Source organism: Vibrio sp. R15-SG3-ISO1B, assembly GCF_059833835.1.
On record NZ_JCBDGG010000034.1, the window covers coordinates 65,019 to 85,039 of the forward strand.

General features: G+C 49.6%; 16 protein-coding genes. 8 read left to right on the plus strand and 8 right to left on the minus strand.

Going from position 1 to position 20,021, the window contains the following annotated elements; genetic code table 11:
- Positions 1-94: 94 nt before the first annotated feature.
- From rsmC to hemL, 3 genes are all read right to left on the minus strand, one after another.
- Positions 95-1,129, minus strand: coding sequence for a 16S rRNA (guanine(1207)-N(2))-methyltransferase RsmC (rsmC, locus tag AC6R0S_RS10300; RefSeq protein ID WP_500637857.1), 1,035 nt, complete (start codon positions 1,127-1,129; stop codon positions 95-97).
- An 89-nt stretch (positions 1,130-1,218) separates the two neighbouring features.
- On the minus strand, positions 1,219-2,304 hold the full coding sequence (locus AC6R0S_RS10305; RefSeq protein ID WP_334553983.1) for an AI-2E family transporter: 1,086 nt from the start codon (positions 2,302-2,304) through the stop codon (positions 1,219-1,221).
- Between the two features lie 311 nt (positions 2,305-2,615).
- Positions 2,616-3,908 (minus strand): glutamate-1-semialdehyde 2,1-aminomutase, encoded by a 1,293-nt coding sequence (hemL, locus tag AC6R0S_RS10310; protein ID WP_500632733.1) that lies wholly within the window; start codon positions 3,906-3,908, stop codon positions 2,616-2,618.
- A 252-nt stretch (positions 3,909-4,160) separates the two neighbouring features.
- Here hemL and erpA point away from each other — a divergent pair, with 252 nt between their 5' ends.
- The 3 genes from erpA to AC6R0S_RS10325 all read left to right on the plus strand — a co-directional run bounded on the left by erpA (position 4,161) and on the right by AC6R0S_RS10325 (position 8,944).
- The gene (gene erpA / locus AC6R0S_RS10315) at positions 4,161-4,502 is read left to right on the plus strand and encodes an iron-sulfur cluster insertion protein ErpA (protein WP_038137912.1); all 342 of its coding nucleotides are present in this window, start codon (positions 4,161-4,163) and stop codon (positions 4,500-4,502) included.
- 233 nt (positions 4,503-4,735) lie between these two features.
- On the plus strand, positions 4,736-5,845 hold the full coding sequence (locus AC6R0S_RS10320; RefSeq protein ID WP_500637858.1) for an efflux RND transporter periplasmic adaptor subunit: 1,110 nt from the start codon (positions 4,736-4,738) through the stop codon (positions 5,843-5,845).
- A gap of 9 nt (positions 5,846-5,854) precedes the next feature.
- Positions 5,855-8,944 carry an efflux RND transporter permease subunit gene (locus AC6R0S_RS10325; RefSeq protein ID WP_500632731.1) on the plus strand — a complete coding sequence of 1,030 codons (3,090 nt, stop codon included), beginning with the start codon at positions 5,855-5,857 and terminating at the stop codon, positions 8,942-8,944.
- Between the two features lie 100 nt (positions 8,945-9,044).
- On the opposite strand, the gene shyC is transcribed toward AC6R0S_RS10325, so the two are convergent.
- Positions 9,045-10,331, minus strand: coding sequence for a peptidoglycan DD-endopeptidase ShyC (gene shyC / locus AC6R0S_RS10330; RefSeq protein ID WP_500637859.1), 1,287 nt, complete (start codon positions 10,329-10,331; stop codon positions 9,045-9,047).
- Between the two features lie 128 nt (positions 10,332-10,459).
- On the opposite strand from shyC, the gene tyrS reads away from it, so the two are divergent.
- The gene (tyrS, locus tag AC6R0S_RS10335) at positions 10,460-11,647 is read left to right on the plus strand and encodes a tyrosine--tRNA ligase (protein WP_500637860.1); all 1,188 of its coding nucleotides are present in this window, start codon (positions 10,460-10,462) and stop codon (positions 11,645-11,647) included.
- Positions 11,648-11,726: 79 nt separating this feature from the next.
- Here tyrS and AC6R0S_RS10340 read toward each other — a convergent pair whose 3' ends face one another.
- The gene (locus AC6R0S_RS10340) at positions 11,727-12,005 is read right to left on the minus strand and encodes a hypothetical protein (protein ID WP_500637861.1); all 279 of its coding nucleotides are present in this window, start codon (positions 12,003-12,005) and stop codon (positions 11,727-11,729) included.
- Positions 12,006-12,066: 61 nt separating this feature from the next.
- Here AC6R0S_RS10340 and AC6R0S_RS10345 point away from each other — a divergent pair, with 61 nt between their 5' ends.
- Positions 12,067-12,912: a magnesium transporter gene (locus AC6R0S_RS10345; protein ID WP_334568401.1), complete on the plus strand. Its 846-nt coding sequence runs from the start codon at positions 12,067-12,069 to the stop codon at positions 12,910-12,912.
- On the opposite strand, the gene dacB is transcribed toward AC6R0S_RS10345, so the two are convergent.
- Positions 12,873-14,360: a serine-type D-Ala-D-Ala carboxypeptidase gene (dacB, locus tag AC6R0S_RS10350; RefSeq protein ID WP_500632729.1), complete on the minus strand. Its 1,488-nt coding sequence runs from the start codon at positions 14,358-14,360 to the stop codon at positions 12,873-12,875. The genes AC6R0S_RS10345 and dacB overlap by 40 nt on opposite strands.
- 109 nt (positions 14,361-14,469) lie before the next feature.
- Entirely contained in the window at positions 14,470-15,462 is a 993-nt protein-coding gene (locus tag AC6R0S_RS10355) for a porin (protein ID WP_500632728.1), read from the minus strand.
- Positions 15,463-16,005: 543 nt separating this feature from the next.
- On the opposite strand from AC6R0S_RS10355, the gene greA reads away from it, so the two are divergent.
- Positions 16,006-16,479 carry a transcription elongation factor GreA gene (gene greA / locus AC6R0S_RS10360; protein ID WP_500626631.1) on the plus strand — a complete coding sequence of 158 codons (474 nt, stop codon included), beginning with the start codon at positions 16,006-16,008 and terminating at the stop codon, positions 16,477-16,479.
- Positions 16,480-16,782: 303 nt separating this feature from the next.
- Here the strand turns inward: greA and yhbY are convergent, their stop codons facing one another.
- Complete coding sequence (gene yhbY / locus AC6R0S_RS10365) at positions 16,783-17,079, minus strand: ribosome assembly RNA-binding protein YhbY (protein WP_334554002.1); 297 nt, start codon at positions 17,077-17,079, stop codon at positions 16,783-16,785.
- 204 nt (positions 17,080-17,283) lie between these two features.
- Here yhbY and rlmE point away from each other — a divergent pair, with 204 nt between their 5' ends.
- Positions 17,284-17,913: a 23S rRNA (uridine(2552)-2'-O)-methyltransferase RlmE gene (rlmE, locus tag AC6R0S_RS10370; protein WP_334554004.1), complete on the plus strand. Its 630-nt coding sequence runs from the start codon at positions 17,284-17,286 to the stop codon at positions 17,911-17,913.
- A 136-nt stretch (positions 17,914-18,049) separates the two neighbouring features.
- Positions 18,050-19,999 carry an ATP-dependent zinc metalloprotease FtsH gene (ftsH, locus tag AC6R0S_RS10375; protein ID WP_500630112.1) on the plus strand — a complete coding sequence of 650 codons (1,950 nt, stop codon included), beginning with the start codon at positions 18,050-18,052 and terminating at the stop codon, positions 19,997-19,999.
- Positions 20,000-20,021 lie beyond the last annotated feature (22 nt).

Sequence of the window (20,021 nt, forward strand, 5' to 3'; positions counted from 1 at the left end):
CAAGTAAGTTGCCCGCAAAGCGTGGTTAGCGGCGCATTTTCAACGAAAAGAGGACAAAATAGCCCAACTTCTGAGCGAGGTTGGGCGAGATAGGCTAGCGTTTGGCGTGATAAATAGCGAACTTGTTGGTCTTATTTAGTGTCTCGCATTTACCGAAGGCGGCATCGATAATCGGCGGGTACTTGAGAAAGCTATTGGCGACAATAAACAGCGCCCCTTGGCGATTAAGGTGAGTGGGCGCTTGCTCTAGTAAGGTCTCGGTTGCGCTGTAACTGGTATCAAGGCCTGAGTGGAACGGTGGGTTGCTGATGATAAATTGATAGTCATCATCGGTATCAGAGTAGATATCGGACGCAAACACACGCCCGGTTAAACCATTGGCCGCTAAGGTCGCTTGGCTTGACGCCACGGCAAGGGCGCTGATGTCACACATCTCTAGCTCTATACCAGGGTTGAGTGCAGCCATCACGCTGCCAATCACGCCCGCGCCACAACCAAAGTCGAGTACTTTTCCGCTGAGTGGCGGCAGGGTATCAAGCAGCAGTTGGCTGCCAATATCAAACTCACCGTGACTGAATACCCCAGGCAAACTGTGGATCGTCAGGCGCGTCTCTTGGTAGCTCACTTCATAGCGCTTAAACCAAGCGTCCAATTGAAACGCTGGGGGAGTTTGTGTGCATTGACCCCAATAGAAGGAGCAGCGGCGTGCTGAGTCATATTTGCGGATTGTGCCGTAGGGCTTGAACATCTTTTCGATGCTTTTAATGCCTGAGCGATTTTCCCCAACAACGACGATTTCGCACCCTTCGCCCAATTGGGCCATCAACATTGCCAGTAGGTATTCTGCTTCCGCTTTGGCTTTTGGCCAGTACAGCAGCACTAAATCCGCTGGCGCTTTATTCTCGTCTTTGGGTTCGTATTGCACGCCAAACTGACAATCTATGGTGGTATGCGCACTCAACTGGCGATAGTAGCCATAGTGGGTGGTGAATACGGTGACCGATTGGCAGTGGTTGGCCAATTCAATGGGAAAGAGATCTTCGGATTCTCCTGCCACTAAGACGTGTTTACCTTCAAAGTAAGCGAGTTGACGTTGGGCAATTTGGCTAGGCGCGATGTAAGCAGACATAATGAGCTCTGACGGAAAAAGACGGGGGATTTTCGCACAATCCCCCGATGATACCAAGCGCCCAGTCATACTAAGCATTAGACGTGAGGTCAGTTTTGATCTTGGCGGTCGAGAAAGTCTTGAAACTCTTCCTCATAGATGTTGAACAACACCATGGTCACGGCAAAGATCAGCGGACCGTAGATTAAGCCAATCAAACCAAATAGATGGATGCCGCCAAGCAGGGAGAAAAAGATCATGAGCGTGTTCATCCCCGCGCTGCCTTGCATCAGCAAAGGTCTGAGTAAGTTATCGATGGAGCCCACCACCGCAACGCTCCACACCGTGAGGAAAATCGCCCAAGTGGTATCGCCACTTAAAAATAGGTAGCTCACGGCAGGAATCCAAATCAGGGCAGTACCGACGACGGGGATAAACGATGCAAACCCCATCATGGTGCCCCAGAACAAACCCGGGAATCCCGCCAACCACATGCCGATGCCGCCTGCTACCCCTTGCGCAATAGCGGTTAAAAACGATCCCATCACCGCCGATTTGGATACCTGTTCTATCTCATCAAGCAATTTGTCTTCTTGGCTGCGTGAAAGCGGCAGGATATGACGAATGGCGCCAATGATCTTCTCGCGATCGCGCAACAAGAAAAACAGTACAAACAGCATGAGGAAGAAATCCATCAAGAAGGTTGTGGCATCACCTAAAATTTTCGCGCTGATGCCGACCAAGTTGGAGCCAAAACGGGTGGCAAACTGGCCCACTTTTTGGGCGATTTGCGAGGGCTCAATCGCATCAAAGGGGAGGTAGTTGTTGACGATAGATAAGCCTTTGACAACCCAAGGATGCTCAAATAACGCTTGAATCCCACCTTGCGTGACCCATTGATAGACGTTTTGTGAAAAGGCCGAGCCTTGCTGTACAATCGCAGCAAACACAAACAGCAGAGGGACGACGATAATGAAGGTCAAAATCACGCAGGAGAGTAGGGCGACGACATTGTTGTGCTTGGGCATTTTACGCTCAAGAGCCTGATGAATCGGCAACATGAGGATGGAGATGATAAACGCCATGACGATGGAGTTGACGTAGGGTTCGACTAACAGATAGCACGCAAATCCGGCCGCTAACAAGGCGAGGATCAATACCCAATGACTCGAAGTGATGGTAACTTTGTTTGACACGATGACGTCCATTTATGCAACAAGGTAGTCGTATAATGGCGTTAAACCCTTCAAGCTTCAATCACTAACGTGCACAGCGCCAGTTAAGGTGGCGATGTAAGGAGAAAAATGATGGGCTGTTGTAATAATGAGAACGGTGATTGCCCTACACGAGCAAAGCGTCGTGGACTTTCTTGGTTTGGTCTGTTTATACTCGCGCTGGTGGTCACCGTGCTCTTCTTTTGGCGATGATTCTACGGGCATAAAAAAGGCTGCGCGATGCAGCCTTTCTCTTTGCCTTTCATTAGGACCGCAATGCCGCCTAGATGCGATTAGGCTTCTTGCGCAAGCTGAGCGAAACAGCGATCCGCCGCTTCAAGCGTTGCTTCGATCTCTTTGCTGCCGTGAGCGAGAGAGGTGAAGCTCGCTTCGAACGCCGATGGGGCAAGGTAGACGCCGTGTTCTAACATCAAGTGGAAGAAGCGCTTGAAGCGCTCGATGTCACAGCGCGTCACATCTTCGTAGCAGGTGATGCGTTCTTGATCGGTAAAGAAGAAACCGAACATGCCGCCCACTTGGTTGACCAACAGCGGAATGCCGTGCTCGGCAGCCAACGCTTTAAAGCCGTCAGCCAGCTGCTTGGTTTTTGCCGCTAGGCGTTTTTCATTGCCCTCTTCACGCAGAACCGACAAACAGGCGTAACCCGCTGCCATCGCGACTGGGTTGCCGGACAGTGTGCCCGCTTGGTAAACCGGCCCTGTTGGCGCAATGTATTGCATGACGTCTTTGCGGCCACCAAAGGCGCCCACAGGCATACCGCCACCAATCACTTTACCCAGTGTGGTGAGGTCTGGCTTGATGTTGTAGTGGCCTTGTGCGCCGCCAAGGGCAACGCGGAAACCTGTCATGACCTCATCAAAAATCAGCAAGGCACCTTCTTGATCACAAATCTCACGCAGCCCTTCATGGAAGCCATCAACAGGTGGAATACAGTTCATGTTGCCTGCCACAGGCTCAACGATAATACAGGCGATCTCACCTGGGTTGGCTGCAAACAGTTCGCGTACAGAATCAAGGTCGTTAAACGTTGCTGTTAGGGTGTGCTTGGCAAAATCAGCCGGTACGCCAGGCGAGCTTGGTTGACCGAGTGTCAGCGCACCAGAGCCCGCTTTGACCAGCAAGCTGTCGGCATGACCGTGGTAGCAACCTTCAAACTTGATGATTTTGTCTCGGCCTGTGAAGCCACGTGCAAGACGAATCGCACTCATGGTTGCTTCAGTACCCGAGCTGACCATGCGCACTTGTTCCATTGATGGCACCAACTCGCTGACCAATTCCGCCATGGTGATTTCCATTTCCGTCGGCGCGCCAAAGCTGAGACCGCGCTGCGCTGCGGTGATCACGGCATCACGAATCGCCACATGGTTGTGACCAAGAATCATTGGACCCCAAGAGCCAACGTAGTCGATGTACGCTTTGCCATCCGCATCAAAAATCAAAGGGCCATCGGCTCGCTCGATAAAAATCGGTGCTCCGCCCACGCCATTAAACGCACGAACAGGAGAGTTCACGCCGCCTGGGATTGTTTGCTGTGCCTTTTGATACAGTTCGGCTGATTTGGTCATTGGGATATCCTCTTCTGATTGCTCGGACCAATTTGCCTCGCATTGTACCTGCCCCACTGATGCGATTAAAACGCTTTCCACCACAGAACGGGGAGTTTTTCATCACGAAGCGGCGAAATTGTTAAAAATACTCGGGCAAAGATGGTGAATACTTGAACGCTTCACTCAGGTATTAGATAATCGTGGCTATTATATAAAGATGAACCATCCAGCGCGAAAGCTGTTGGGTTGACACGAGTGAGAGAGGTCATCGTGAGCGAAGTAAATATCCCACTAACATTTTCTGATGCCGCAGCGAAGCGAGTTGGTGCTCTGATTGCAGAAGAAGAAAACCCAAACCTAAAACTGCGCGTCTACATCACCGGGGGCGGCTGTAGCGGCTTCCAATACGGTTTCACTTTTGATGAGAGTGTTAACGAAGGCGACACCACCATTGTGAATAGCGGCGTGACCTTAGTGGTGGATCCGATGAGTTTGCAATACTTGGTCGGTGGTCAAGTTGACTATACAGAAGGGTTGGAAGGCTCGCGCTTTTTCGTTAATAACCCGAATGCGACTACGACCTGCGGTTGTGGTGCGTCTTTTAGCGTGTAACCCATACTCCTTTTCCTACCGACAAAGGCTGCCGATTGAGCAGCCTTTGTTTTTTTAGCATGGTTTTATGAGAATGCTTTTGCCGGTTTGATTTTATCGCTGACAATCCCGTATAACGGGGCGTTTTCCTGAAACTGAGATCTCAGCTAAATATCCTTGTCACACTGTTTTCTTTTTATGTGGTTAATTTATATCCTAAATTAACACGACAAAATAAAACTCAAAGGACTGTCATGGCTAGATTCTCTCTGTTGCGGTTTTTCGCGGTCAGACCCTACTTGGTGTCACTGATGATTGTGATCGGATTATCGGTCTGGTTAGGTATGGGGGCGACTAATGCAGACGAAGCTGAAACAGCCAGTGCGGCGCCGCCCATCCCTCTTGCTAAGGTCTCTTATCAGACATTCGAGGCGCAAAATACCCACAAGACCATTGAATTGTATGGACGCACTGCACCGAACAAGCAAGCACGTTTAGGGGCAGAGATTGCCGGTAAAATCGTCTCACTTCAGGTTGAGAAAGGTCAGTCAGTCACCCAAGGTCAGGTCATTGCGCTGATTGATAAGGCCGATCTCGGAATCCAACTCGAACGAGCGCAGGCAATGTTGCAAGTGCGCGAGAAAGAGTACAAAGCTGCGCAATCGCTCAAAGACAGAGGGCTGCAAGGGGAAGTGGCATTTACCACTGCTCAAGCGGCGCTGGTGGAAGCCAAGGCAATGGTCAGCAATGTCAAAACCTCATTGGCGAACACATCCGTGCGTGCGCCGTTCAATGGCATTGTGGATCACCTCTTTATTGAACAGGGGGATTTTGTTGGTATTGGCGACCCCGTGGCGACCTTGATTGATCTTGAGCGATTGGTCATCGAAGCGGATGTGAGCGAGCGGCATATTCGCGATCTGTCTCTCGATCAAGAAGCGCAAGTGAGCTTAATTCATGGCGACCAGTTGGTTGGCAAGATCCGCTATATCTCCCGTGTCTCTTCCGCCTCTACCAATACGTTTCCGATTGAAGTCGAGCTAGAAAATCCTAAGCAAGCGATCCCCGCAGGTGTAAGCGCAGAAGTGACCTTAAACCTAGCGGAGCAATTGGCGGTCAAAGTGACGCCGGCTATGTTGGCACTCGACGAAGCTGGCAATTTGGGCGTGAAGACCTTGCAGGGTAAGCGGGTGAAGTTTGTCCCGATTCAATTGGTTAAGGCAGAGCAAGATGGCGTATGGCTCACGGGCCTAGGTGAGCGGGTTGACATCATTACTGTTGGGCAAGGGTTTGTGCGTGACGGTGATGAAGTGAATGCGGTGGCGCGACCATCCTCTTCAGACTCTTCCACCTCACAGCAATAGGGGCGCACTATGTTATCCGTGATTGATGCGGCGCTGTCGCGTACGCGTACCATGTTGGTGTTGTTGCTGTTTATTTTGGTCGCTGGTGTGATGACTTATGTCACCATCCCTAAAGAGTCGAGCCCTGACATCACCATTCCTATTATCTATGTGTCCGTCGGTCACCAAGGCATTTCGCCCACCGATGCGGAGCGCTTATTAGTGCGCCCAATAGAGCAAGAGCTGCGCGCCATTGAAGGGGTCAAAGAGATGACCTCAACCGCATCAGAAGGGCATGCGTCAGTGATGCTGGAATTCAGTGTCGGTGTGGATTTAAACAAAGCAATGGCGGACGTACGTGAAGCGGTGGATTTAGCCAAACCTAAATTGCCCGCAGACAGTGATGAGCCTACGGTCAACGAAGTGACATTGGCCTCTGAAGAGCCCGCGTTGACCGTGGTGCTGTATGGCACCGTACCTGAGCGAACCATTGTTCAAATCGCCCGTCAGCTACGAGATAAGCTAGAGAGCTATCGACAGATTCTGGAAGTCGACATTGCCGGGGATCGCGAAGACATCGTCGAGATCATTGTCGATCCCTTATTGATGGAAAGCTACGGGCTAGATCAAGCGGATATTTATAACCTGATAGCGCTGAATAACCGCGTGGTCGCTGCCGGTTTTGTTGATACGGGCTATGGCCGCTTTTCGGTCAAGGTGCCGTCGGTGTTCGACTCATTAAAGGATGTGCTGGAGCTGCCGGTCAAAGTCGATGGCAAGCAGGTGATTACCTTTGGCGATGTGGCAACGGTGCGCCGCGCATTTCGTGACCCAGAGAGTTACGCTCGGTTAGATGGCAAATCGGCCATTGTGTTGGATGTGAAAAAGCGCGCTGGAGAAAACATCATCGATACTGTGGCACTGGTCAAAGCCGTGATGAGTGAAGCGCAGCAACGCGATGAGTGGCCAAGCAATCTGCTGGTCAAATACACCTACGACCAGTCTGATGATGTCAAAATGATGCTCAATGATCTGCAAAACAACATCATGTCGGCGATCATTTTGGTGGTGATAGTGATCATCGCCATTCTTGGTGTGCGAACTGCCTTGCTGGTGGGGGTGTCGATACCGGGCTCGTTTCTAACTGGTTTGTTGGTGCTGTCAGTGTTTGGCCTCACGGTCAACATTGTGGTGCTATTTTCGCTGATTATGGCGGTGGGCATGTTGGTCGACGGAGCCATTGTGGTCACCGAGTTCGCTGACAGACGGATGCAGGAAGGGACGCCAAGGCGCGATGCGTATCGTGATGCGGCTAAACGCATGGCGTGGCCCATCACAGCGTCGACGGCGACCACCTTAGCGGCGTTTGCACCGCTGCTGTTTTGGCCAGACATTACCGGCGAGTTTATGAAGTATCTGCCTTTGACCTTGATCGCTACCTTAGCGGCCTCTTTGGCAATGGCACTGCTGTTTGTCCCTGTGCTCGGCAGTTTGATTGGACGTCCACAAAATGTGACGAAAGCGCAGCGAGAGAAGATGGTTGCGCTGCACGAGGGTGATTTTAGCCAAGCGACCGGTATTACTAAGCTGTACTATCACACGCTGGATATTGCTCTAAAACATCCGTTGAAAATTCTGCTCAGCGCCATTTTGCTCTCGGTGGGGGTGGGCTTTGCGTACTCAAAAGCAGGCTTAGGGGCTGAGTTCTTCCCTGAGGTTGATCCGCCATTTTTCACGGTGAAAGTACGTTCGTATGGTGATCTCTCATTGGATGAGAAAGACGTCATCATGCGCGATATCGAAGCGGTGATGCTGGGTCATGATGAGTTTGAAAGCGTCTATACCAAAACCGGTGGCGATGATGAAATTGGCCAGATCCAAATCACACCAGTGGATTGGCAATACCGTCGTAAAGTCAAAACCATTATTGAAGAGTTGAAAGCGCAAACCGATCACTACGCCGGCGTTGAGATTGAGTACAAATTTCCCGATGCGGGCCCGCCAGTTGAGCACGATTTGGTGATCGAAATGTCCGCGCGAATCCCGACCGAACTCGACTCAGCGGCCAAAGTGGTCCGTCATTGGGCCGATGGCTATGAGGCTTTCACTAACGTCAGTGATACCTCCAGTAAAGAGGGGATTGATTGGCAAATTGATATCCGCCGTGATGATGCGTCACGTTTTCTTGCGGACGCTACGCTGGTGGGCAATACGGTTCAGTTTGTTACCAATGGTCTCAAATTGGGTGATTACTTGCCCGATGATGCGAACGAAGAGGTCGATATCTTAGTGCGCTACCCAGCAGAGAAGCGCGATATTGGCCGCTTTGACCAATTGAAAGTCAAAACCGCGGCAGGCATGGTGCCGATCACTAACTTTGCCAGCATTATCCCGAATCACAAGCAAGATACGATTCGCCGTATTGACGGCCACCGAGTAATCAACATCTTTGCCGATATCCGTGAAGGCTACAACTTGGCGCTGGAATTGCCTAAAGTGAATCAAGCGTTAGCCAGTTTGGATTTACCTTCCGGTGTTGAGTTTAAAATTCGCGGGCAGAACGAAGAGCAAGAAAACTCATCGGCCTTCCTTCAGCAAGCCTTTATGGTGGCGCTGGTGGTGATGGCGCTGATTTTGATCACCCAGTTCAATAGCTTCTACCAAGCGTTTTTGATCCTCAGTGCGGTTCTTTTCTCCACGGTAGGCGTGTTTGCTGGGTTGATCGTGTTCCAAAAACCGTTTGGCGTCATTATGTCGGGCATTGGTGTGATAGCGTTGGCGGGTATAGTGGTGAACAACAACATTGTCTTGATTGATACCTTCAATCAGCTGCGCAAACGTGGCTTGGAAAAACGCGAAGCGATCTTGCGCACCGGCGTACAAAGGCTGCGTCCGGTGATGTTGACCACAGTCACGACCATTCTTGGCTTGCTGCCTATGGTGCTGGAAATGAACATTGATCTGCTCAATCAGAAGATCGAGTTTGGCGCGCCGAGTACGCAGTGGTGGTCACAACTCGCGACAGCGGTAGCCGGAGGTCTGGCCTTCGCAACGGTATTAACCTTGGTGCTGACGCCGTGTTTGTTGATGCTCGGCCGCGAGCACAAAATTGAAGAGTAACGCCATACAAGCGTAACGCTATACATGGTAGCGATAACAAAAACGGGCTGCATCGCTTTCGGATTTTCCTAAAGCGATGCAGCCCGTTTTTCTTGTTCACTTAACGAGTGGCTAACAGCTCACCATAGCGTTCGAGTTTATCTAAGCGAATCTTGGCGTTGGCAATAAAGGTGGTTTTCTCTTTACCCGTTAACGACTTTGATTGCGGCAGTTTGACCGTTCTTGGGTTTTTGTGCACGCCATTGACCAAAAACTCATAATGTAAGTGCGGCCCCGTCACACGGCCAGTACCACCGAGCGTACCCACGGTTTGCCCTTGTTTTACGCGCTGCCCGGTTTTGACTTTGCGTTTTTGCAGGTGCAGGTACTTAGTGATGTAGGTGTTGCTGTGCTTGATAAAGACGTAGTTGCCATTGAACTGGTTATAGCTGGATTTAATCACTACACCATCACCAGCGGCCCATATCGGCGTACCGACAGGCGCGGCGTAATCGGTGCCGCGGTGAGCACGTACCTGTCCGGTAACCGGATGGCGACGCGTTGGGTTAAAGTTAGAAGAGACACGGCGAAAATCGAGCGGTGAGCGCAAAAAGGCTTTTTTCATCGCCCGGCCATTTTCATCGTAATAGTTGCCCGTGTGGTCATCTAAAATCGCCGTGAAGTTATCACCTTGGTTGGTAAATAGCGCAGCGATGATTTTACCTCGTCCGACAATTTCCCCTTCGACCACTTTCTCTTGGTAAAGAATCTTAAAGCCGTCGCCTTGGCGGATATCGAGGGCAAAGTCGATGTCCCAACCAAAAATCCCCGCCAGCTCCATGATTTGGTTGGCGGTTAAACCGGCGCTGACCCCTGCATTCCAAAAGTTAGAGGTAATAGTCGCTTCGGCGTAGTTGTATTTATAAAAGACTTCTTTGACATCAAGACTTGAACGAAAGCCGTCTTCAGAGCGGGTGATCAGGAATGATTCGTACGGGCTCAGCTCGCGTTTGATTTGCACCAGTTGGTTGTTTTCATCAAAGCCAAATAGAAACGCATCGCCGGGGCGTACTCTTGTAAGTTGTTGCTCTATCTCTTTATTGGTGGAGGTGAGTTCATACAGCAATCGAGAAGAGAGGCCAGCACGCTGAAAGAGCAGTGCCATGCTGTCGCCAGAGCCAATGGTGTGTTTGTCCCAACGAAGAATCAATGGCGGACCGATCACAGTGTCGATCTCTAACGCGGTGGCATCAATCGCGATAGGGTAAGGCGTACCTATTTGGTAGCGCTTGTCATCCTGACGCAAATCCTGAGGTGTGGGAAGAAACAAGGCAACCACAATTAGCGCGCTAAACAAAGCGATAAAAGCTCGGTGAAACCAAGGAAGTCGAGCGAAAAGAGACAACATCGTTTGTCCGTTCTAAAAAATTCGAGAAAAAGCCTAGCTGTTTAGTCTAACTGGTTTCAAAAAGCATCGCTATTCAAGTAAGATGGGAAATTATCAAATTTTTGCCAAATCTGTGGGAGTGAACAAGAATGGCGAGCATTGAAGCTGCACTAGCGGAGATTAAGCGCGGTGTTGAAGAGCTAATTCCAGAAGAAGAACTGATTGCTAAGTTAAAAGAAGGGCGTCCACTACGCATTAAGTTGGGCGCTGATCCCACGGCTCCCGACATTCACTTAGGCCATACGGTTATCCTAAACAAGCTGCGTGCGTTCCAAGAGCTAGGCCATGATGTGACCTTTTTGATTGGTGATTTTACCGGCATGGTGGGTGACCCAACCGGGAAGAACACCACACGTCCACCACTGACTCGTGAAGACGTACTGCGCAATGCAGAGACCTACAAAGAGCAAGTATTCAAGATCCTCGATCCTGCCAAGACCAAGATTCAGTTCAACTCTGAGTGGTTATCTGAGCTGGGTGCTGAAGGTATGATCCGTCTTGCCGCGCAGCAAACTGTGGCGCGTATGCTTGAGCGTGATGATTTTAAAAAGCGCTACACAGGCGGTCAGCCAATCGCGATTCACGAGTTCATGTATCCACTACTGCAAGGTTACGACTCGGTGGCGATGGAGACCGATGTTGAGCTAGGTGGTACGGACCAAAAGTTTAACCTGCTGATGGGACGTGAGCTGCAAAAAGCGCACGGACAAAAACCGCAAGTTGTGCTGACCATGCCACTGCTGGTGGGCTTAGATGGTGAGAAGAAGATGTCTAAGTCGGCGCACAACTATATTGGTGTCAGCGAAGCGCCAAGTGAGATGTTTGGTAAGATCATGTCTATCTCTGATGATCTGATGTGGAGCTACTACGAGTTGTTGTCGTTCCGTCCTCTTGAGGAGATCGCGCAATTTAAAGCCGACATTGCTGCGGGCAAAAACCCACGTGATGTCAAAGTCTTGTTGGCGAAAGAGATCATCGCCCGCTTCCATAGTGAAGCTGATGCGGATGCCGCTGAGCAAGAGTTTGTTAACCGCTTTGCTAAAAATCAGATCCCAGATGAGATGCCGGAGTTTACCTTTGACGCTGGTACGCCTGTTGCCAACCTGCTTAAAGACGCCGGTTTGTGCGCTTCTACTTCAGACGCGATGCGTATGGTGAAACAGGGTGCGGCGAAAATAGAGGGTGAGAAGGTCGCGGACGCGAAATTCGCACCTGAAGCGGGCACTTACGTATTCCAAGTGGGTAAGCGTAAGTTCGCACGTATCACGATTGAGTGATGGGTTTTGGTTCCTAGTTCCTAGCGACTAGTGACAGAGGGCAAAACGAGTGGAAAAAGCGTCGATATTCGGCGCTTTTTTATTGCCTGTAATGATGGCTTGGCGCCAGGTATAGGGCAAATCTATCGGGCTTTTTAACACGATTTTGACTGATTTTTTCTGCCTGTTTTGCTACACTCTCGCCGCTGCCAATTTGGTGGTTTTTTTGGAGATTTTTATGAACACTACCGACCATCCCCCTAGTATCAAAGGGGAAAAATAATCCGCTGTCGGTATGGCCTCCATTTGCTCTACCTCGGTGGTAGAGTCCTGTTTCCTTTCTCGCGTTTTTCTCCTCACAGCATTTTCGCTTATTCATACTAGTTACGCATTTCTCATGCGTGATGGTCGTTACCTTTTTGCCAATCGGGAGATTCGCCATGACGGTAATGAGCAAACCTTTTGTAGACACACAATCACACTTTTCTCGTGAAGAGATTGGTGCCGCTCGCAGCGCGTTTTTGCAATACGAGCAAAGTCATCAGCTTCATCTGTTGACAGTAATGCCGATTGAAGAGGCGGTGGCCATTTTACACCACTGCACCATCGGTTACGTTCAGACCTTGATTTCAAAACTTGAGCTTCAAGGGCATGACAAACTGGCGCGTCACTATGCGCACCAACTGGGTCTTATCCACTCGGAAGTAGAAACCGGGGATAGCTATCTGAGTACCTCGGTGCTGGAGCACGTGAAGCAGCGTATCGGTTGGATCATCGCGTTGGCCCTACTCGGGATCGTCTCTGGGTTGATCATCGCCCAATATGAAGACACTTTAAGCCAGCTAGTGCTACTGGCGGTGTATATGCCTGTCATCGCGGCAGCAGGGGGCAATACCGGCACCCAAGCGGCGACCTTGGTGATTCGAGCGTTAGCGACGGGAGAGCTGCGTAAGCGGCAATGGCTGTTAGTACTGTGGAAAGAGAGTCGCGTGGCACTGTGCCTCGCGTTGGCGATTGCTCTGGTGATGGTTGGCCGCATTTTGTTGTTCAGCGACAGCGCCTCAGCCGGCGGGTTTGACATTGACCTAATTGCGCTCGCCATTGCGGTGGCTTTGTTTATCCAAGTCACCCTATCAACGACGTTAGGCGGTGTACTGCCGATTGTCGCTCGGGCTTTCAAGTTGGATCCGGCGGTACTTGTCAGCCCGGTGTTGGCGTCGATTGTTGATATTTCGGGGATGTGGATCTATTTCACTGTGGTTAACGCGTTCTTAGGGATTGCCTGACTGAAATTGACTACGTCTTGATAAAACAAGGTTTCAAACTGGGTAATAGCCGCGGGGCCTCTTGGGGCGTTGCGGCTCTCCTCTCCCGGGTGGTAATCGGCCACAAACTGAATAAATAGCGTGGTCGGTGTACCATGCTCATCAAGCCCAAAGCCAGCCATATTCATGCTGCCGTAAATCGAGCCACTTTTCGCCACCAATGCGCCCTTGATGGGGGATTGACGCATACTGCGTCGATATTGCAGTGTGCCATTTTCACCTGACTTGGGCATGGCAGCGATCAGGTTTAAGTCTTCATCGTGTTGCCAGATGTAGCGAAGCACCTTCGCCATCATGGCTGTCGTGATGCGATTGTTGCGTGACAATCCTGAGCCATCGGTCATGGGGACATCGGTTAAATCAATGCCGGTATGGGCGAAGATAATCTGCTTAATCGCCTTGGTACCATTACTGAAACTGCCCGGTTGAATGTAGAACTTCGCGCCCAATGTTTTAGTCAGGTTATCTGCAATCAAGTTGTCGGATTTGGTCAACATGGTGGCAATCAAATCGGATAGCGGCGCAGAGCGGTGAGTGGCGATACGCTGAGTGTCTGCCGCTGGCGGTTGGCCAATACGAACCTGCCCTTTAAGTGTAATGCCGAGCGCGCGCAGTTGCTGACTTACCATGCGTTGAGTGTAAAGCTCTGGATCTTGCACCGCGAATTTGAGCGGCAGCGGTTTCTCACGCTGGGTTAAGCACCCCTGAAGCTGGTAGTGGTTTTCGGGCGAAGAAAGCAGCTCCAAATCACACTGTGTGGCTTGTTGTTCGGTTTGGCTGACCGACTTAGCGCTTGATGTGACGTAAATCGGGTACTGCTCAGGCACATAGACACGTGTTTTGCCATCGTCTTGGGTATAAATCGACGCATAGACACAGTTTTCATCCAGTGAAATAGCGCTAGCCGGCGCGCTGTAGCACACACCTAAGCTATCCCAAGGCCAGCCGACGGCTCGGTCATAGCCGGTAAACGCTCGGTTATCGAGCCAAAGATCTCCTTTAATCTCAGTATGGCCATCGCGTTTGGCGAGAGCGAGCAGATTGTTGAGATCTTGGCTCATCAGAGTTGGGTCACCACTAAACTGAATCACCCAATCTTGATCGGCTGTCGCAAGGTGAGTCTCAAAACGGAAGTTGTCGTCAAGCTCTAGCTTGGCCGCGAGCGCCGTGAGCAGTTTCAGTGTGCTGGCTGGGGGAAAATATTGGTCTTGGTTGTCGGTGACGAGCGCAGTGTCTCTCTCCACTAAGCTTTCAATTCTTAACGCACTACGACTGCCAACGGGCAGATGAGAGAGTGGGGGATAAGGCTGCGCAGTAGGCGCTGAACTCGGGGTAATATTGGCATGCGCGCTAGGGGCCACGAATAGGCACAATGACAGAGAGACAAGGGAGCGAAGAAGAGAAGTCATATCAAAACACCGATTAAGAAACGAGTGTCAGTATAACTGCAAACAAAACTGCCAGCTACGTAGCTGGCAGTAAATACTTGAGACCTATTAATTGCGAAAGCGCTAAAGATTAAAAGGTGTAGTATACGCCAGCGAGGGCAAGCTTATCTTCATCGCCTTTGTTGTTATCTACGTTATCGATACCTGTGTATTCCACAAACGCAAGTAGATTTGCAGAAATTGCGTAGTCAGCACCGACTGTGTACGCTTTTACGTCGTCATAGCTGCCTGATTGATCTGTGTCTTTATTTTCAACAGAACCGAGCGATGTGTATAGACGAAGAGCTTCGATTTGGTAAGACGCAGCAATACCTAGAGCTTCGTGATCTTCGCTATCGATCTCATCGATTACATAGTGGGCTGCAATATTAAAGTCGCCAATGCCGTACCCTACTTTGACACCCCATAGGCTATTGTCTCCGTTTGTTGACGTATCATATGAGCTACGGTTACCTTGGTCTTGGTATGTCGCACCCAAATTGAAGCCTGCAATATCGTATGAAGCTGATAGACCAAATACAGTGTCAAGATCGCGCTCTTGGTTTAAGTATGCGTCCGCAACAAGAGTCAAATTATCAATAGAGTATTTGGCCGCAATACCGTGTCCCTTTGATTCGAAGCGATCTGCTACATCGTCAACATAACCGTAACCTTCATTTGTGTTATCGATCAGAATAGCATTAACAGATTTCGCGTAGTCACCTGGTTCTCCAACAGCAAAACCAAAGTTATTGCCAAGCTCAAGGCCTACATATGCGTCATCAGCACTAAAGCTATTTGCATCGTTGTCACCTGGCATGAAGCCGTTTCCGGTTTCAACTTCGAATGAACCGAAAACTGCGACAGTGTCATTGAGTTGGTGACGAGCATCGATCTGGATCTTGGCCCATAGGTCGATGTCTGCATCGTATTTGGTGTTTTGAGTTTCAACCTTGCTCAAATACGCGTCGATTTCACCAGATAGAGATAGAGATGAGGTGTCCGTTTTATAGATGGTATTTGCATTTGCGCCAGTTGCCACTGCTGCTGCAGATACTGCTAGAGCGATTAGAGTCTTGTTCATCTTATTTAGTCCTAATTTACTGTCCATAAATTTTATATGCGAGTGATGTCACTTGCGTGTTTATCCTCGTACGCATTCCCAGAGGACTCAATGTTCATACTTAAGAAAAGGCGGATAAATATGAAATACTGATTTGAGTCGCCAGAGCAATTCGTGCTCATGTTGTACCGTCAAAGTTCCCCTGAGCGGTAGTAAAACGATATAAAAACCGTTTTTGAACACTGTTTTATTGAGGGTAAAAAAATATCAAGTTATTGATTTGTTGTGATTTTTACCTTTTTGTTTGGGTGTCGAAAAAAACGAAAAATTTATCATTTTTTATCTTGATTGTCGGATTTTTGACCGCTGCAAAAATCTGGTTCTGGTGTTGGTTTGGTTGCATATGTGTGCATTAAGAGTGTGATCTCTCATGTACGATGAATTAAGATGATTTCGTTGCCAAGTTTGTTTACACTAGAACAAACCGATTGATTGAATCCCTACCTAGTCCTCGTGATTAGGTAGTTTTGTTTTGTCCAAAGAATGCTTTGGAATGAGGTAATAATGGAAAAAGTCCCAATGACACTGCGTGGCGAAAAGCAGCTACGTGAAGAACTCGACCGACTCTTGAAACTTCGCCCACAAATTTCTGAAGCGATTGCTGAAGCTCGTGAGCTTGGCGACCTGAAAGAAAACGCTGAGTACCACGCGGCTCGCGAAGAGCAAGGTATTTGTGAAGCGCAGATCCGTGATATCGAATACAAGCTGTCGATCGCTCAAGTGATCGATGTCACTAAGATGGAAAACACAGGCAAAGTGATTTTCGGCTCAACGGTCACACTGATCGATTGCGACACTGAAGAAGAAAAAACCTACCAAATCGTCGGTGACGATGAGGCTGATATCAAAGCGGGTCGCATTTCTGTCAGCTCTCCGATTGCTCGTGGCTTGATTGGTAAGATGGAAGGCGATGAAGTCGTGATTGCAACCCCAGGTGGTGAGCGCGATTTCGAAATTGATCGTGTTGAGTACCTTTAGTTGAGAGTATCTAAGTTAGTTGAGAGAATATAAGTCAGCAGGATGCTCGCTGAGCAACGACTTGAGCCAACCGCTCATCGGTGTGTTCAGAAAAGGTTTCAAGCAACAAAAAAGGTCGCAGCGCGACCTTTTTTGTTGGATTCAATACTCTACATTGCAATGAGTACAGCGGGTGTACCCAAACAGTGTGCCTACTTAAGTGCGTCTACCTAAGTTTTATCTATATAAGTAAGAGGGAGCGTGAACCTTGGTGTGGCAAGTGACTTGTCCGCCGTGATGGAGTACCCATCGGCTCGGACGAGATTACTTGCGTGGAAGTTCGATTTTACGATCTTCAGATTGACGGAACAGAACAAGCGTTTTACCAATCACTTGGACTTTCTCTGCTTCTGTTTCACGCACGATGGCGTCGACAATCAGGTTTTTGGTGTCACGATCTTCAGAGGCGATTTTTACCTTGATCAGTTCGTGGTAGTTGAGAGCAATGTCGATTTCCGCTAGAACAGCTTCCGTGAGTCCGTTCGCGCCGAGGAGCACAACTGGTTTTAAGCTGTGTGCTAGGCCCTTAAGATGCTGCTTTTGTTTGGTGCTTAGGTTCATTACGCGGCCAATTTTCTTTAATATTAGGGTTGAAAAGCCCTATTTTAACGCCATCTATGGTGGAAGACTATCATTTATTGAGCGATGGTTAATTATCAAGCGGGCGGGAATGATCGAAAGATGAGTTTCCTTGCTCCAGAGTAAGCCGCAATAGGGTTTCCCTATTACAGCAATAGCTCCTATTTACGTCTTATTAGGATTAGAATGAGTAAACAAAAGCATTCGGCCAGTTCTGGTCGATGGTTGAAAGAACACTTCGACGACAAATATGCCAACGAAGCGAGAAAAAAAGGCTATCGCTCTCGCGCTTATTTTAAGATGGAAGAGATCCAAAGCAAAGATAAGCTACTAAAACCAGGCATGACTGTGGTGGATTTGGGCGCTGCGCCCGGTGGTTGGTCTCAATATGCTGCTAAAATAGTGGGGGACAGCGGGCAAATCATCGCGTGTGATTTGTTGCCGATGGATCCGATCGCTGGGGTGAGCTTTCTGCAAGGGGATTTTAGAGACGATGCCGTGCTCGAAGCCCTGCTAGAGCGAATCCAACCGTCTATGGTCGATGTGGTGATGTCCGATATGGCGCCGAACATCGCTGGTAATAACTCAGTGGACCAGCCAAGAGCGATGTACTTGGTTGAGCTCGCGTTAGATATGTGTCGACAAGTTCTAGCACCCAATGGTAGCTTTGTCGTCAAGGTTTTTCAGGGCGAAGGCTTCGATCAATACGTGAAAGAAGTCCGAGATTTGTTTAAAACCGTAAAAGTAAGAAAACCAGACTCATCGCGAGCACGCTCACGTGAAGTCTTCATCGTGGCTACTGGCTACAAAGGCTAATCAAGCTGGCCGCTAGTTACAAAGGTTAACTATTTGCTCTTTTTCGCAGCGGTTAACACTGTAGCTACAGTTTTCAAACTGTAGTACCCTACCTTTAATTACAATTAGTTATCGAGAGGCTGACACCTTGAGTGACATGGCAAAAAATTTAATTCTGTGGCTAGTGATCGCCGTAGTCTTGATGTCGGTATTCCAAAGCTTTGGGCCGGGAGAGAGCAACGGACGAGCAGTAGATTACACCACGTTCGTACAGGAAGTTGGCCAAGGCCAGATTCAGGAAGCAACATTTAAAGACGGCGAAATTACCTTCGTTCGTCGTGGCGGTGGCTCTCGTTATGTGACTTACATGCCCGTCTACGATCAAAAACTCCTCGATGACTTGATCAATCAAAACGTGAAGGTGCAAGGTACGCCGCCGGAAGAGCAAAGTTTGCTCGGTACTATCTTCATCTCATGGTTCCCAATGATCTTACTGATTGGTGTGTGGATTTTCTTCATGCGTCAAATGCAGGGCGGTGGCGGAAAAGGCGCGATGTCCTTCGGTAAGAGCAAAGCTCGTATGATGAGCGAAGAGCAAATTAAAACCACCTTTGGCGATGTGGCAGGCTGTGATGAAGCCAAAGAAGACGTCAAAGAGCTGGTGGATTACCTGCGTGACCCGAGTCGCTTCCAAAAGCTGGGCGGTAAGATCCCAACGGGTGTGTTGATGGTCGGTCCTCCGGGTACGGGTAAAACCTTGCTGGCGAAAGCGATTGCCGGTGAAGCCAAAGTACCGTTCTTTACCATTTCTGGTTCTGACTTTGTCGAAATGTTCGTCGGTGTCGGTGCCTCGCGTGTTCGTGACATGTTCGAGCAAGCGAAGAAAGCAGCTCCTTGTATCATCTTTATCGATGAGATTGATGCGGTAGGTCGTCAACGTGGCGCAGGTGTGGGCGGTGGTCACGATGAACGTGAGCAAACCCTGAACCAAATGCTGGTTGAAATGGACGGTTTTGAAGGCAATGAAGGCATTATTGTTATCGCTGCGACAAACCGACCAGATGTACTGGACCCAGCCTTGTTGCGACCAGGTCGTTTTGACCGTCAAGTTGTCGTGGGCTTGCCAGATGTACGTGGCCGTGAGCAAATTTTGAAAGTTCACATGCGTAAAGTACCGTTGGCGGGTGATGTAGAACCTTCATTGATTGCGCGTGGTACACCGGGCTTCTCGGGTGCTGATCTTGCTAACCTCGTCAACGAAGCAGCATTATTTGCGGCGCGCGGTAACAAGCGCAATGTCTCTATGGTGGAGTTCGAGCTGGCAAAAGACAAAATCATGATGGGGGCGGAACGCCGCTCTATGGTGATGTCTGAAGAGACCAAAGCGTCTACCGCTTATCACGAGGCAGGTCACGCCATCGTTGGCCGTCTTGTCCCTGAGCATGATCCAGTATACAAAGTGTCGATCATTCCACGTGGACGTGCGCTTGGTGTGACCATGTATCTGCCAGAGCAAGACCGAGTCAGTATGTCTCGTCAGCACCTTGAGTCGATGATTTCGAGCTTGTATGGCGGCCGATTGGCGGAAGAGCTGATTTATGGCCCTGATAAAGTCTCGACAGGCGCATCGAATGACATTGAACGTGCGACTGACATTGCGCGCAAGATGGTGACGCAATGGGGCTTCTCGGAGAAGCTAGGGCCATTGTTGTACGCTGAAGATGAAGGTGAAGTGTTCCTAGGACGCAGCGTAACGCAAACCAAGCATGTGTCTGATGATACCGCCAAGCTGATTGATGATGAAGTGCGCAAGATTATCGACCGCAACTATGACCGTGCGAAGAAAATCTTGGAAGACAACATGGACATCATGCATGCGATGAAAGATGCGCTGATGAAATACGAAACCATCGACGCGGGTCAAATTGATGACCTGATGGAGCGTAAAAGCGACATTCGTGAGCCTGCAGGATGGGGAGATAACGCCTCAAACAAGAGTGCAGCCGAGCCTGTCCAAGCCGATGAAACGGTGGAAAACAGTAGCAGCGAATCAGCTGAAAAAGCGCAACCTGCTGAAGAAGGCACTGAGAAAAAAGACTCAGAATAATTTCTGTTAATGACCAAACCCC

Bases quoted from the DNA above. Each gene is read 5' to 3' on its own strand.
- rsmC (WP_500637857.1), bottom strand. From the start codon at position 1,129: ATGTCTGCTTACATCGCGCCTAGCCAAATTGCCCAACGTCAACTCGCT.
- hemL (WP_500632733.1), bottom strand. From the start codon at position 3,908: ATGACCAAATCAGCCGAACTGTATCAAAAGGCACAGCAAACAATCCCA.
- AC6R0S_RS10320 (WP_500637858.1), top strand. From the start codon at position 4,736: ATGGCTAGATTCTCTCTGTTGCGGTTTTTCGCGGTCAGACCCTACTTG.
- AC6R0S_RS10325 (WP_500632731.1), top strand. From the start codon at position 5,855: ATGTTATCCGTGATTGATGCGGCGCTGTCGCGTACGCGTACCATGTTG.
- shyC (WP_500637859.1), bottom strand. From the start codon at position 10,331: ATGTTGTCTCTTTTCGCTCGACTTCCTTGGTTTCACCGAGCTTTTATC.
- tyrS (WP_500637860.1), top strand. From the start codon at position 10,460: ATGGCGAGCATTGAAGCTGCACTAGCGGAGATTAAGCGCGGTGTTGAA.
- AC6R0S_RS10340 (WP_500637861.1), bottom strand. From the start codon at position 12,005: ATGAATAAGCGAAAATGCTGTGAGGAGAAAAACGCGAGAAAGGAAACA.
- AC6R0S_RS10345 (WP_334568401.1), top strand. From the start codon at position 12,067: ATGACGGTAATGAGCAAACCTTTTGTAGACACACAATCACACTTTTCT.
- dacB (WP_500632729.1), bottom strand. From the start codon at position 14,360: ATGACTTCTCTTCTTCGCTCCCTTGTCTCTCTGTCATTGTGCCTATTC.
- AC6R0S_RS10355 (WP_500632728.1), bottom strand. From the start codon at position 15,462: ATGAACAAGACTCTAATCGCTCTAGCAGTATCTGCAGCAGCAGTGGCA.
- greA (WP_500626631.1), top strand. From the start codon at position 16,006: ATGGAAAAAGTCCCAATGACACTGCGTGGCGAAAAGCAGCTACGTGAA.
- yhbY (WP_334554002.1), bottom strand. From the start codon at position 17,079: ATGAACCTAAGCACCAAACAAAAGCAGCATCTTAAGGGCCTAGCACAC.
- rlmE (WP_334554004.1), top strand. From the start codon at position 17,284: ATGAGTAAACAAAAGCATTCGGCCAGTTCTGGTCGATGGTTGAAAGAA.
- ftsH (WP_500630112.1), top strand. From the start codon at position 18,050: ATGGCAAAAAATTTAATTCTGTGGCTAGTGATCGCCGTAGTCTTGATG.